General features: G+C 34.9%; 14 protein-coding genes. 11 read left to right on the plus strand and 3 right to left on the minus strand.

Going from position 1 to position 14365, the window contains the following annotated elements:
* Positions 1 to 19: 19 nt before the first annotated feature.
* The 4 genes from THYS13_RS11260 to ltrA all read left to right on the plus strand — a co-directional run bounded on the left by THYS13_RS11260 (position 20) and on the right by ltrA (position 3309).
* Positions 20 to 346 carry a hypothetical protein gene (locus tag THYS13_RS11260; RefSeq protein ID WP_235603361.1) on the plus strand — a complete coding sequence of 109 codons (327 nt, stop codon included), beginning with the start codon at positions 20 to 22 and terminating at the stop codon, positions 344 to 346.
* Between the two features lie 203 nt (positions 347 to 549).
* Positions 550 to 768 carry a hypothetical protein gene (locus tag THYS13_RS11265; RefSeq protein ID WP_042834605.1) on the plus strand — a complete coding sequence of 73 codons (219 nt, stop codon included), beginning with the start codon at positions 550 to 552 and terminating at the stop codon, positions 766 to 768.
* A gap of 75 nt (positions 769 to 843) precedes the next feature.
* The gene (locus THYS13_RS14695) at positions 844 to 1068 is read left to right on the plus strand and encodes a hypothetical protein (RefSeq protein ID WP_235603363.1); all 225 of its coding nucleotides are present in this window, start codon (positions 844 to 846) and stop codon (positions 1066 to 1068) included.
* 939 nt (positions 1069 to 2007) lie between these two features.
* On the plus strand, positions 2008 to 3309 hold the full coding sequence (ltrA, locus tag THYS13_RS11275; protein ID WP_042833565.1) for a group II intron reverse transcriptase/maturase: 1302 nt from the start codon (positions 2008 to 2010) through the stop codon (positions 3307 to 3309).
* 119 nt (positions 3310 to 3428) lie between these two features.
* Here the strand turns inward: ltrA and THYS13_RS13965 are convergent, their stop codons facing one another.
* From THYS13_RS13965 to THYS13_RS11290, 3 genes are read right to left on the minus strand one after another with little or no spacing between them, the layout of a single operon-like run.
* Entirely contained in the window at positions 3429 to 3773 is a 345-nt protein-coding gene (locus tag THYS13_RS13965) for a winged helix-turn-helix domain-containing protein (protein ID WP_082990414.1), read from the minus strand.
* Between the two features lies 1 nt (position 3774).
* Entirely contained in the window at positions 3775 to 3999 is a 225-nt protein-coding gene (locus THYS13_RS11285; protein ID WP_042834606.1) for a hypothetical protein, read from the minus strand.
* Between the two features lie 14 nt (positions 4000 to 4013).
* Positions 4014 to 4208 carry a hypothetical protein gene (locus THYS13_RS11290; protein WP_042834607.1) on the minus strand — a complete coding sequence of 65 codons (195 nt, stop codon included), beginning with the start codon at positions 4206 to 4208 and terminating at the stop codon, positions 4014 to 4016.
* 146 nt (positions 4209 to 4354) lie between these two features.
* Between THYS13_RS11290 and THYS13_RS11295 the strand changes: the two genes are divergently transcribed.
* The 7 genes from THYS13_RS11295 (at position 4355) to carB (ending at position 14359) form a co-directional block, all read left to right on the plus strand.
* Positions 4355 to 5503, plus strand: coding sequence for an MFS transporter (locus THYS13_RS11295; RefSeq protein WP_042834608.1), 1149 nt, complete (start codon positions 4355 to 4357; stop codon positions 5501 to 5503).
* 212 nt (positions 5504 to 5715) lie between these two features.
* Positions 5716 to 6750: an N-acetyl-gamma-glutamyl-phosphate reductase gene (argC, locus tag THYS13_RS11300; RefSeq protein ID WP_042834609.1), complete on the plus strand. Its 1035-nt coding sequence runs from the start codon at positions 5716 to 5718 to the stop codon at positions 6748 to 6750.
* 44 nt (positions 6751 to 6794) lie between these two features.
* Complete coding sequence (gene argJ, locus THYS13_RS11305) at positions 6795 to 8015, plus strand: bifunctional glutamate N-acetyltransferase/amino-acid acetyltransferase ArgJ (RefSeq protein WP_042834610.1); 1221 nt, start codon at positions 6795 to 6797, stop codon at positions 8013 to 8015.
* Positions 8012 to 8911, plus strand: coding sequence for an acetylglutamate kinase (gene argB / locus THYS13_RS11310; protein ID WP_042834611.1), 900 nt, complete (start codon positions 8012 to 8014; stop codon positions 8909 to 8911). The genes argJ and argB overlap by 4 nt, the downstream gene beginning before the upstream one ends.
* The gene (locus THYS13_RS11315) at positions 8898 to 10082 is read left to right on the plus strand and encodes an acetylornithine transaminase (protein ID WP_042834612.1); all 1185 of its coding nucleotides are present in this window, start codon (positions 8898 to 8900) and stop codon (positions 10080 to 10082) included. Before argB ends, THYS13_RS11315 begins: the two co-directional genes overlap by 14 nt.
* A gap of 1 nt (position 10083) precedes the next feature.
* Positions 10084 to 11154 (plus strand): glutamine-hydrolyzing carbamoyl-phosphate synthase small subunit, encoded by a 1071-nt coding sequence (gene carA / locus THYS13_RS11320; RefSeq protein WP_042834613.1) that lies wholly within the window; start codon positions 10084 to 10086, stop codon positions 11152 to 11154.
* A complete protein-coding gene (gene carB / locus THYS13_RS11325) occupies positions 11141 to 14359 on the plus strand; it encodes a carbamoyl-phosphate synthase (glutamine-hydrolyzing) large subunit (RefSeq protein ID WP_042834614.1) in 3219 nt (1072 codons plus the stop codon). The genes carA and carB overlap by 14 nt, the downstream gene beginning before the upstream one ends.
* Positions 14360 to 14365 lie beyond the last annotated feature (6 nt).

A 14365-nucleotide genomic window follows, 5' to 3' on the forward strand; every position in this document is an offset into this window, starting at 1 on the left:
AATAGCTGCTGTTTCAAGATTGTACACAGTTTTGACAATTTATACTTATGGGTCTTTTAGACAAATTGACAAGGTAAATTATACTTATTGGGTGGAAGCAAGTAGTGGCCCCTGGGAATTAAGAGATAAATATGCTATTACTATTTCTAGAACAGGTAGTTTTCCTACAACAGCAATAGAAACAACTGGTACAGCTACTATTGTAGTAACAACGAATACGACTGTAACTGGTTCCTTTTCTATCGAATATCTAAAATCAATTGGATTTACTGTTAGTTATGTTAATAATAATGTGTATTATTTAAGGAAAAATATTTCACTTACCTATGTTTATAGTGTGTATTAGAAATTGGACAAATAAAACAATTTTTCTTTTTTCTCATCTTATTCTAGAGAATGGTATTTGTTTTTGATACAACTACTATTTATGGCATTAAGGGAGGTACCTCCTTTTTCTGGAAAAATTCTTATTTCAATACTTTGGAGACTATAGAGACGCGAATTTAAGGTCTTAGTTTGACGTTACATTTAACATGTGGGGGTAATAACATGGGAGATTATTCTCAAATTTTAGATCAAATTTCTAATGCTTTAAATGGCATTCGTGCAGAAGTTGGGAATGTATCTTCTGAAGTTTTTTCCACGCATCACCGTATAGGAGATATAGTAAGTCTTCTTAATATAACTAACATTTTGTTAGTTATATTAATTATTGTTTTGAGTATAAATACATACATAAATTGGAAGAAATATAAGGGTAATAGATAAGATTTGTAATAATAATTATTGGCAGTTTCACATTTGCAATTAATTATGGGAATATCAATAAAGAAGTGAAGTTTAATGGGAAGAAATATTATTATAGTTTTTTTACCCTTATTGATATTTTCTTTATTTTTTACTGGATGTGGGATATTTGATAATAACAACGAGGAATTGTTAAGAGAAGTAAAGGCAATAGAGGAATTAAGCAATAAATATGCGAACTTTTATATGACAACAGATGCTTATATTGAAAAGGCAAAAGAAGTGGCAAAATTTGCAGATGAATTTAATGAGGCAGAGTAATAATAACTTATAGGTCAAAACTCAAGCTTTTCCCTGACGCTGTAAATATAGTAAAAGGAAAAAATTTAGCCTTATTTACAGAAGAACAATTAAAAGAAATTAGAAATATTCTTAAGCCTGCTAAAACAGAAATAGAGGTACAGATTTCAAAAGTTTATGATGATGGCAAAAACAAATACATTTTTTCAAAGGGGAAGGTAGTGACAACTTATAACGGACATTTTTATTACGATTATTACTTACGGAAATATACCTTTATAAATGAGGAAAAGGAATGGAAAATAAGGGGCATAGATACTCAACTTTATGGTAGAGATTATAAACGAGTGGAAAATGTCACTTATAAAAATGAACCTGTTGAGTTCCTAATAAAGTTCAATCAATAAAGTTCAATCAGTAATTTTTGTAATATTGACTTACCATTTCTAAAGCAAAGGGGACGGTTCCGTGCGCTGAGAAAAGCTCATGCGTTAAAGCAGGTGCGAATCCTGCCCGGTAAAGCCTAGCCAGCAACCGGTACTTAGCCTTGGGGTATATATGGTGACATATATAGCTAAGCGTAGGCAAAGGAGATAGCAGGCCGAAAATCGAAAGATTGAAGGTGTTGAGCCCCGAAATCCCTAGACAGGAAGGCCGATGCTGTGGAACCGGCAGAAGGCAAAACATTGATATTTGGGATGGCGAGAATAGCAATGCTTCCTCGGGGTCATAGGCCTTGGCATGTTATACAATATTAACGCATAGGGAACTCAGGAGGTCCTGCAACTCCCAGAAAGGGTACGATAAACAAGTGTAAAATACAAGGATATCGGAAGGTTAGCAGGAAGTCGGATTACAGCATAGTACTGATGAAACTGAGTAATGACAGGGGAGGGAAGGCTGTAACATATCATCGACCTCATAAGGGAAACATCAAACACACTGGAGGTGTAACAAGAGATGGAAACAGAACTAACGAGGATAGCGGAAGTCGTAGCAAAACATCCAAGAGACAAACTACAGACACTAGTGCACTTCATAAATGAAGAGACACTAAAACAACAGCACAAGAAAATGACAGGAAACAAAGCACCTGGCATAGACAAAATAACAAAGGAAGAATACGGAGAGAACTTAACAGAGAACATAGAGAACCTAATGGCAAGGATGAAAAGACAGGCATATAAGCCACAGCCAGTTAGGAGAGTATATATACCCAAAGAAGGGAGCGACAAATTAAGGCCATTAGGGATACCAGCATATGAAGACAAACTTGTGCAAGGAATAATGGCAGATATACTAAACATAATATACGAACCAGAGTTTCTAGACATATCATATGGATTTAGGCCCAATAAAAGCGGACATGATGCCCTAAGACAGCTAAACAACATAATACAGGAAAAGAAAGTAAGCTACATAGTAGATGCCGACATAAAAGGATTCTTTGACAATGTAGACCACGAATGGATGATGAAATTTTTAGAGCATAGGATAGGAGACAAGAACTTTCTAAGGATAATAAAAAGATTTCTAATAGCAGGAGTAATGGAAGAAGGTAAATACTATGAAAGCGATATAGGAACACCCCAAGGAGGACACATATCCCCAATACTTGCGAACATATATCTTCACTATGTACTAGACTTATGGTTCGAGAAAAGAATAAAGAAAGCATGTAGAGGAGAAAGCTATGAAATAAGGTATGCAGATGATTTCGTATGCTGCTTCCAGTATAAAGATGATGCAGAGAAATTTTATAAAAGTCTTAAGAAGAGGCTAAAAGAATTTGAACTTGAATTAGCAGAAGAGAAGACAAGAATAATTGAATTTGGAAGATTTGCCGAAGAGAGTAGAAAAAGAAGAGGGCTGGGGAAACCAGAGACCTTTACCTTTTTAGGATTTACACACTATTGTAGCAAAAGTCAAAACGGCAAATTCAGAGTCAAAAGGAAGACAAGCAAAAAGAAATTTATAAATAAAGTCGCCAAGATGAAAAAGTGGCTCAAAGAAAATATGCATGAGCCAGTAAATCAATTAATAAAGCGACTTAACATAAAATTGCTTGGACACTACAGATACTATGGAATCACAGATAACAGTAAAAGTATAGGTAGTTTCTTCTATTTGACCAGGAGACAATTATTCAAGACGCTAAAAAGAAGGTCACAAAAGCATCGATTAAACTGGGATAAATACGAAAAACTTCTGATGAAATTTCCATTAGCAACACCAAAAATCTATGTAAGTATATACTCATAGCTACGATAAAAGTAAAAGATGATATGAAGAGCCGGATGCGTTAATAGCGCACGTCCGGTTCTGTGAGGGGGAGCCGCTGTAAAGTGGCTCTCTACTCGACTTTTGTCTGAGGGTTTTCGTTATTGAGATTTTTCATCTTCTAAATTAATTTCTTTAGAGATTTCATGAAGCATTTGAGGTGTTAGTCTCATATCAAAATGAGTTAATTCATAATATTTTGTGGCTTTTCCATCACTGGAGATTTCCATACTCGCTTTTACAAGCCCTGCTTCTTCTAATTTGCGAAGATGGATGTATAGAAGAGGTCTGCTTATGCCTATTATTCTTGCAAGTTCGCTTATATACTGCCTATTTTCATACAAGATGCCTAATATTTTTATTCTTACAGGGTGGGATAGAGCGTCAAAAATTTTTATAATCTTTGCCGGATCTAAATATTCTGGTGAGGGGTTGTGTTCAGCCATTTTAATCAACTTCCTTTAACAGCTTTTCTATTTTTTCTAGTGCACTTTTTACTCCATCTATTTCATTTAATAGATTGTTTGACATTTTTATATATAACTCATTTTGTTTTCGCATATTTGATACTTTTACAAAGATGAATATTGAGAAAACGGCAAAGATAACTGCTAAAATAAAAGGCGTAAAAAGTGTGATAATTGCAAATAAGTCTGTGCCTGATGTATTCATATTAATCCTCCTTTTTATTCTATATTTTCAAGTAATTTCTCAATAGATTCTGCTTTTTGACGTAGAGATGACAGTTTTTCTTGTGTCTCTTGAGTTAATTTAGAAAAAGCCTTATATTGCGCTTGAAGCTTTGTTATTTCAAGAACAATTGCTGTTAAAAAAATTATTGAAGTGATAGAAAGGGCGAGTATAAGATAAACAAATCCCATTTTAAAAGCCTCCTCATTTTTTTATTTCACATGTAATAATTATATTACATATGAAATAATTTGTCAATATGCATTTGCTATTTGAAGTAAGTTTTTTTATAATTATGTAAAATCAAATTTCATCCACAAAAGAAAGAGGGAGATAAATGGGATATGCAACTATTATCTATTATTTTTTCATACTCTTTTACGCAGTATTTTTTATGAGTGGGGCTATTTACGGAACTTTTGTGCCGGTTTATCTGGACTACATAGGTTATAGCAAGAGTGAAATTGGAATTTTAATGTCTTTAGGTCCTTTTGTCGCTATAATAGCTCAGCCGTTTTGGGGAATTACAAGCGACAGAGCGAGGTCTAAAAATTTTGTTTTGCAAATTTTATTTTTAGCTAGCATTTTTACTATGGCATTGTTTCTTTTGTCCCGCAACTTTTATTATCTTATAGCCGTTATAACTCTTTTCACATTTTTTCAAACTTCTACTGGTCCGATAAGTGATGCCATAACGCTAGAGTATTTAAGTGAAACCAATCAAAAATTTGGGCCAATAAGAATGGCAGGAACAATTGGATACGCAGTGATGTCAGTTATAGCTGGCTGGTTTGTGCAAAGGTATATCGGAAGCATTTTTATTTTAAACATTGTAGTATTGTTTTTAGCCTTTATGATTGTATTTAAACTTCCTGTTGTAAAAGGTCATCAATTTGGAAAGGAAAAGGTTTCTATATGGAAGCTTTTTTCAGATAAAAATCTCGTTTTGTTGATGGTATTCAATTTTTTAGTACAGACTACGTTAGGGTTTTACTACACTTATTTTCCTATTTATTTTAAGCAAATAGGTGGAAACAATGAGCTTTTGGGTTGGGCTTATTTTATTTCTGCAATTAGTGAGATACCATTTTTACTGTATGCCGATAAAATACTTGAGAAAATAGGCACAAGAGGAGCACTTATAGGAGCAAGCTTTGTGGCAGCAATAAGATGGTTTATTATATCGCTTTTTAAAAACGCATATTTGGTTTTGCCATTTCAACTTTTACATGGTTTAATTTTTATAGTTTTATATTACTCTATGGCAACTTATATTAATCAAGAAGTTCCAAAAGAATTAAGGGCGTCGGGACAGACCATGAATAATTTAATAGGTATGGGTATTTCAAGGATTGTGGGAAGCTTACTGGGGGGATTTTTGAGTGACGCTTATGGAATAAAGGCAGTGTTTTTTTATAATTCTCTTTTGGCTTTTGCCATAGGTTTAATCTTTGGGTATATCTTTTTTAGGAAGATAGGAAGATAATTTTGTGAATTTAAAAAGGCAAAATTTTTTTATGAAAAACTCTTGAAAAAATTTTGTATGGTGGTATAATGTAAAATAAAAGTTGTATAATTATAAATTAAATATTGTATTTATGCGTAGAAATATTTTTTTAACGCTTTATGCATAAATATAAATTAAATCGTATATATATTAATAAATGACAGAGGATGTAAAAGAGGGAGGCACTTTAAATGGTGAGGGTAGGAATATTTGGGGCAACGGGTTATACGGGGGTCGAACTTATAAGAATACTTTCAAAGCATGAAAAAGTAGAAATAAAATATCTTTCTTCTCAAAGTTATAATACCAAAGCAATTTCGGATGTTTATTCATCCCTCATTGGTTTTTGCGACAAAGAGTTGGAAGATTTAAACCTAGAAAAGGCAATGTCAGAATGCGATGTCATATTTACGGCTTTGCCTTCAGGTCATGCTTCAAAAATTGCCAGAGAAGCTGTGAAAAAAGGAGTAAAGGTGATTGACTTAGGAGCTGACTTTAGATTTGACGATTATTCCGTCTACAAAGAATGGTATGGTGGAGATTATGAAAATTATGAAGGTATTAAAAGGGTATATGGTCTTCCGGAAGTTTACAGAGAAACTATAAAAGAGGCTGAAGTAGTAGGAAATCCGGGATGTTATCCTACAAGCGTTATATTAGGGCTTATGCCTCTTTTGAAAAATGGCATAATAGAGGGGGAGGTAATTGTTGATTCAAAGTCAGGTGTATCAGGGGCAGGTCACAATCCCTCCCATAACAATATGTATGCAGAATGCAATGAAAACATAAAAGCGTATAATGTTGCAAAGCATAGACATGTTCCAGAAATGGAGCAAGAGCTTTCAAAAGCTTTCGGAGAAAAAGTATCTGTTGTGTTTACTCCCCACCTTACGCCAATGACAAGAGGAATTTTAAGTACTATGTATTGCAAACTAAAAAAAGATATGGATATAAACACTGTTTATAATGTTTACACCGATTTTTATAAAAATGAGTATTTTGTAAAAGTGTTACAACCTGGTAATTACCCCGCAACAAAAAATGTTTATGGGTCGAATTTTTGCCACATAGGATTTGAAGTTGATAGACATACTAATACTTTAATAGTGATGTCTGCAATTGATAATCTCGTTAAAGGGGCGTCAGGCCAGGCAGTGCAAAATATGAATATTATATTTGGAATAAATGAAAATACTGGACTTGATATGGTTCCAATATATCCTTAGATAAAAACACAAATAAAAAATAAAGGGATTTGGAGGATTTGATAATGGAAGAGTTGGAGATTTTAGAAGGAAGCATTGAACTGCCAAAAGGCTTTTTAGCTTCAGGCATTTTTGCAGGGATAAAAAAAAGTAAAAAGGATATTGCATTAATATATTCAGAAAAAGTGGCAAATGCAGCAGCAGTATTTACAACGAATAAGGTTAAAGCGGCGCCAGTCCTTCTTGATATGAAAAGAATAGAAAAAGGTACAGCACAGGCGATCATTATAAACAGTGGCAATGCCAATGCCTGCACAGGAGAAAAAGGTTTTGGGGATGCTGTTAACATGGCAAAAAAAGTGTCACAACTTCTTAAAATAGATGAAGAAAATGTGCTGGTATGTTCTACAGGGGTTATTGGTGCACCTCTTCCTATGGAAAAAGTTTTAAAAGGGATTGAGACTGCGGCAGAAAATCTTTCAACAGAGGGTGGGTACCAGGCGGCTGAAGCTATAATGACAACAGATACTTTTTTAAAAGGTGTGACAGCTAAGTTTGTAATAGAAGGTAAAATTGTTACAATGACAGGGTTTGCAAAAGGGTCAGGTATGATACATCCAAATATGGCCACAATGCTTTCTTTTATACTTACAGATGCTAATATAACTAAGGTTGCATTAAATAAAGCTTTTAAAGAAACTGTAGACAAAACTTATAACATGATTTCTGTTGATGGGGATATGAGCACAAATGATACAGCGATAATACTTGCAAATGGGGAAGCGCAAAACAAAATAATAGAAGAAGGGGCTCATGAATTTGATGTGTTTTATAAAGCCTTAGAGTATGTGAATAAAACCCTTGCAAAACTTATTGTGAAGGATGGAGAAGGAGCAACTAAGTTCATGGAAGTAAATATTGTAAATGCAAAAACTGAAGAAGATGCAAGATTAGCTGCAAAGTCTGTTATAAACTCAAATCTTGTAAAAACAGCTATATTTGGTGAAGATGCCAACTGGGGAAGGATTCTCGCGGCAGTGGGGTATTCAGGGGCAGATTTTGACGTAAATGACGTAGACATATATTTAAAAAGCGTGAAAGGAGAAATTAAAGTTTGTGAAAATGGAGGTTACATCTTTTTTGATGAGGCTTTAGCCAAAGAAATTTTAAAAGAAAAAGAAATTACTATAACCGTAGATATGAAGGCCGGGGAATATAGTGCGACTTCGTGGGGGTGCGACTTAAGTTATGATTATGTAAAAATTAACGGGAGTTATAGAACATGATTAGAAAGCAAAAATATGGTGACGAAATCGCAAAAGCCCATGTTTTAATAGAAGCACTCCCTTATATTAAAAAGTTCTCCGGCAAGACAGTTGTAATAAAATACGGTGGAAGTGCAATGTTAGACTGCAATTTAAAAAGAATGGTAATGCAGGACATTGTATTGATGAAATTTGTAGGATTAAATCCTATAGTTGTACATGGCGGTGGACCAGAAATAAATAAGATGTTGGAAAAGTTAGGGATAGAGTCAAAATTTGTAAATGGACTGCGAGTTACTGACGAAGCCACTATGGAAATTGTTGAAATGGTACTGATGGGTCGCATTAATAAAGAAATTGTGTCTTTAATTAATGAACTAGGTGGCCAGGCGATTGGTATAAGTGGAAAAGATGGCAAACTTTTAAAGGCGGAAAAGGACACATCGAATGGCGACATTGGATATGTCGGAAAAATTGTAGATGTAAACATAGATGTAATAACGATGATGCTGGAAAAAGGCTATATACCTGTTATTGCACCAGTTTCTTTCGGAGATGACGGTAAAACATACAATGTAAATGCGGATACTGCAGCAGGAAAAATCGCAGAAGCATTAAAGGCTGAAAAACTAATTTTACTTACAGATGTTGAAGGAATTCTATCAAATATAAATGATAAAAGCAGCCTAATATCCCGAATGGACTTAGAGCATGCAAAAGAATTTATGAATTCGGGACGGATAAACGGTGGAATGATACCAAAACTTGAATGTTGCATAAAAGCTGTTGAAAATGGTGTAAAAAGAGCTCATATTATCGATGGAAGACTTACTCATTCACTGCTTCTTGAAATTTTTACTGATGAAGGAATAGGTACTATGATAGGAAAGGAATGTTTTGACGATGATAACCTCTGAGGATAAGAAATATCTAATGAATACTTACAGCAGATACCCTATTACCCTGGCAGAGGGAAAAGGGACAAAAGTGTGGGATGACAAAGGGAATGTTTATCTCGATTTTGTTGCAGGCATTGCAGTAAATTCACTGGGGCATTGTCATCAGGCATTAGTTGATGCTATAAAGAACCAATCCGAAAAACTTATACACTGTTCTAATCTTTATTGGAATGAGAACCAGATAGAACTTGCAAAGATAATCGCGGAAAACTCCTTTGGGGATAAGGTATTTTTTGCAAATAGCGGTGCAGAAGCAAATGAAGGCGCAATAAAACTTGCCAGAAAATATGCATCCTTAAAATACGGTAGTAAAAGGTACAAAGTTATATCTGCCCAAAATTCTTTTCATGGAAGAACTTTTGGGGCACTTACTGCGACAGGTCAAGAGAAATATCACAAAGGTTTTGGCCCACTTCTTTCTGGTTTTAAATATGTACCTTTTAATGATATTGATGCTCTTTATAATGCAATTGATGATGAAGTATGTGCAATTATGCTGGAAGTAGTGCAAGGCGAAGGTGGTATCCATGAAGCCACACCGGAATATATAAAGGCGGCAAGAGAAATATGTGATAAAAATGACATTCTCTTTATAATAGACGAAGTGCAGACAGGTATAGGAAGGACGGGAAAACTTTTTGGATATGAGCATTATGGCATAACTCCTGACATTATGACTTTGGCAAAGGGATTGGGAGGAGGCTTCCCAATAGGAGCTATTGTCGCAAAAGAGGATAAAGCTGTTTTTCAACCGGGAGACCATGCCTCCACATTTGGCGGAAGTCCTTTAGCTTGCGCCGCAGGAATTGCAGTGATGAATGAAATAACAAAGGAAGGTTTTTTAGATAGTGTGGCTCAAAAAGGTGAGTATTTTAAGGAGAAACTTGAAAATTTAAAGGAGAAATACAGTGTCATAAAAGAAGTGAGAGGAAAGGGCCTTATGATAGGCTGCGAAATGGATATGGAAGAGGCTTCGAATATGGTGACAAAGGCAATGGAAAAAGGCTTACTTATAAATTGTATCAGCCACAATGTTTTAAGGTTTGTTCCTCCTCTTACTGTGACAGAAGAGGAAATAGATACGGCGTTAATAATACTGGAGGATGTACTTCACGAAATGGGGTTTTAGCATGAAAGGTTATTTGAAACTTGAGGATGGAAGCATATTTGAAGGTGAGTTAATAAGCAAAAACAAAAAAGGATATGGAGAAGTTGTTTTTACCACAGGGATGACAGGCTATCAAGAAGCCATAACAGATCCTTCCTACGCAGGCCAAATAGTTGTCATGACATATCCTTTAATAGGAAATTATGGTATTAACAAATACGACTTTCAATCAGAAAAGCCTCATATAAGGGGATTTGTGATACGGGAATATTGCGATAAGCCTAGCAATTTCCAAAGTGAGGAGTCACTTTTGAGCTATCTTGATAAGCACAACATACCAGTATTATCGGGAATTGATACAAGGGCTTTGACGAAAAAGCTTAGAGAAAATGGAACTATGAGAGGGATTATAACTTGTAACCCTGATGACAACATAGAATTTGACCAAGCAAATCTTTTGGAAGAAGTTTCTACGAAAAAGCCGTATCGTATAGCAGGTATTGGTCCAAAACTTGCTTTTATTGACCTTGGTACAAAAAAGAGCATTTTAAAAATGCTAAATTCAGTTGGATTTGACATTTATGTGTTTCCTTATAATGCAAGTTATGATGATGTTATGCAAATAAATCCCGATGCAATATTTCTTTCAAATGGACCGGGTGACCCTAAAGATGCAGTTTATGCAATAGAACTTACTAAACACTTTATGGGTATAAAACCTGTGCTTGGAATATGCTTAGGGCATCAAATAATAGCCCTTGCTCTTGGATGCAATACAGTAAAGATGAAATTTGGCCACAGAGGTGCAAATCAACCTGTTAAAGATTTGCTGACAAATAAAGACTATATAACTTCTCAAAATCACGGATACGCTGTTGAAGAGGAGTCAATAGATAAAGACAAGATAACTGTAACCCACATAAACTTAAACGATGGAACAGTAGAAGGCATTATGCATAAATTTCTGCCAGTTTTTTCTGTACAGTATCATCCTGAGGCATGTCCTGGACCCCGTGATTCAACAGAGATTTTTGATAAATTCATGGATATAGTCATGGTTTACAAAAGGAGGTCTTATTTTGCCGAAGTATAAGGATATTAGTAAGGTTCTGGTAATAGGCTCGGGCCCTATTATAATAGGGCAAGCAGCGGAGTTTGATTATTCAGGAACCCAAGCCTGTAAATCCCTAAAAGAAGAAGGCGTACAAGTTGTTCTGGTAAACAACAATCCAGCTACCATAATGACTGATACTGATATAGCAGATATTGTTTATATTGAAAATCCTACTGTTTCTGTAGTTGAAAAAATAATAGCTAAAGAAAAACCCGATGGAATTCTTGCTACCTTAGGAGGACAGACAGGGCTTAATCTTGCTGTTAAACTTAAAGAAGAAGGAATTTTAGACAAATACAATGTAAAACTTTTGGGAACTTCTTTTGAGTCAATAAAAACTGCAGAAGACAGAGAACTTTTTAAAAGAAAAATGCAGGAAATAGGGGAGCCAGTTGCTGAAAGTATCACAGTCACAAATGTAGAGGATGCCTTAAAATTTGCTAAAAATTACGGTTATCCTTTGATAATAAGGCCTGCATATACACTCGGAGGTACAGGCGGTGGTATAGCCCACAATGACGAAGAACTTATATCGATTGTAGATTTAGGCCTTAAAAAAAGCATGGCTCAAGAAGTGCTTGTTGAAAAATCTCTGTACGGATGGAAAGAAATAGAGTTTGAGGTAATGAGAGATGCTGATGATAATTGTATTACGATTTGCAGCATGGAAAATTTTGATCCAGTAGGAGTTCACACAGGAGATAGTATAGTTGTAGCGCCAGTGCAGACTTTGTCAGATTACGAATATCAAATGTTAAGAAGTGCAAGCATTAAAATAATCAAGGCTTTAAAAATTGAGGGAGGATGTAATATCCAATTTGCTTTAGATCCCCAAAGCCACAAATACTATGTTATAGAAGTAAACCCAAGGGTTAGTCGTTCAAGTGCACTGGCATCAAAAGCAACGGGATATCCTATTGCAAAGATTGCTGCAAAAATTGCAATAGGGCTTAGACTTGATGAAATAAAAAATCCTGTAACAGGTAAAACTACTGCATTTTTTGAACCTGCACTGGATTATGTTGTGACAAAAATACCGAGATGGCCTTTTGACAAATTTTATACTACTGATAGAAAAATAGGTACACAGATGAAGGCGACAGGAGAAGTAATGGCAATAGAAAGGTCTTTTGAAGCCTCCCTTTTGAAGGCCGTAAGGTCATTAGAGATAAAAGCTTACGGCCTTCGATTAAACAATATAAAAGGCATGAAAACAGAAGAAATACTAAAGAGCATATCAGTGCCTAATGACATGAGACTATTTTATATAGCAGAAGCTCTTCGCCGCGATATAGACATTGATTATATTAATGACGTTACAAAAATAGACAAATGGTTTTTGAACAAGCTTTTAAATATTATAAATATGGAGAGGGAAATAGAGGAAAATGAGTTAAGGGAAGAGATTCTTAAAAAAGCAAAGAGAATGGGATTTTCAGACAGAGAAATTGCAACAATAAAGGGAATTAAAGAAGAAGTTGTGAGAGCATTAAGAAAAGAATATAGCATATATCCTTCTTATAAAATGGTAGATACTTGTGCAGCGGAATTTGAATCAGTTACACAATATATATATTCAACTTATGGCGAAGAAGACGAAGTTGAGATCCATGACATACCAAAAGTAATTGTAATAGGTTCTGGTCCTATAAGAATTGGTCAGGGAATTGAGTTTGATTACTGTTCTGTTAAAGCCTTGTGGGCTTTAAGAGAAGCTGGAATTAAATCTATCATAATAAACAACAACCCTGAAACTGTCAGCACAGACTTTGACACGGGAGACAGGTTGTACTTTGAGCCTATTACATTGGAGGATGTTTTAAACATATATGAAAAAGAAAAACCACTTGGTGTAATGGTAATGTTTGGCGGCCAGACAGCAATTAATCTTACAGAAGAGTTAGTTAAAAATGCAGTGAAAATAATAGGTACATCTCATGAAAGCATTGATATAAGTGAAGATAGAGAAAAATTCTCAAAACTTTTAAAAGTGCTAAACATTAATCAACCTAAAGGTGAATATGCATTAACAGTAGGAGATGCAAAAGATATAGCCTTAAAACTTGGTTTTCCACTTCTTGTAAGGCCATCCTATGTTATAGGCGGTCAGTCCATGGAAAAAGTTAACACACTTCAAGAGATAATCGACTATGTTTCAAATGCAACCCAAGTATCTCCCGGCAAACCTGTTTTGATAGATAAATATATAGATGGAAGAGAAGTAGAAGTTGATGCAGTTTCAGATGGCGAGTGTGTATTAATACCCGGAATAATGGAACACATAGAAAGAGCTGGAGTGCATTCAGGAGATAGTTTTTCAATATATCCTGCAAGAAGTTTGTCTGAACGGGAGATAAACACTATTATCGAATACACAGAAAAGATTTCAAAAGCTTTAAGTGTAAAGGGACTTATAAATATTCAATTTGCAGTAAAAGAAGGTACTGTATATGTGTTAGAAGTAAATCCTAGAGCTTCGCGTACGGTACCTATTATGAGCAAAGCAACAGGTGTACCTATGGTGAAACTGGCGGTAGAAGTGGCTTTAGGCAAAAAGCTAAAAGAGTTAGGTTATAAAGGCGGTTTATGGCCGCAGACCCCATATACGGTTGTAAAAGCTCCTGTATTTTCCATGGAAAAATTGACAGATGTTGAAGTTTCATTAAGTCCTGAAATGAAATCAACAGGAGAAATAATGGGTATAGATTTAACTTATGAAGGAGCACTTTACAAAGCTTTAGAAGGAGCAGGCCTTAAAATACCTAAAAAAGGGAAAATACTTCTTTCAATAGCGGAAAGAGATTTTCAAGAAGCGGTATCTTTAGTAGAAAAATTGCAGGGCTTAGGGTATGAAATATATGCCACATACAGGACGGGGAAGTATTTGAGTTTGATTGGTATTCATGTAAATATTATGTCTCTTGATCATGCAATAAAATTGCTGAAGGATGGATATTTTGACGCTGTAGTAAATACACCGACAAAAGGCAAAAAACCTGATAATACGGGATTTAAGTTAAGAAGAACAGCAGTAGAATACAGAATTCCTCTTTTTACATCTATAGATACTATAAAAGCGGCATTAAATGCTGTGTCAAAGGTAAATATGAATGGCTTGTCCATTTTATCTGTAAATGAATATCAAGAAATACAAAAGGATAATGTCAAAAATTTAGTTTTATAAGGAGTG

This window comes from Thermoanaerobacter sp. YS13 (assembly GCF_000806225.2).
GTDB lineage: Bacteria > Bacillota > Thermoanaerobacteria > Thermoanaerobacterales > Thermoanaerobacteraceae > Thermoanaerobacter > Thermoanaerobacter uzonensis.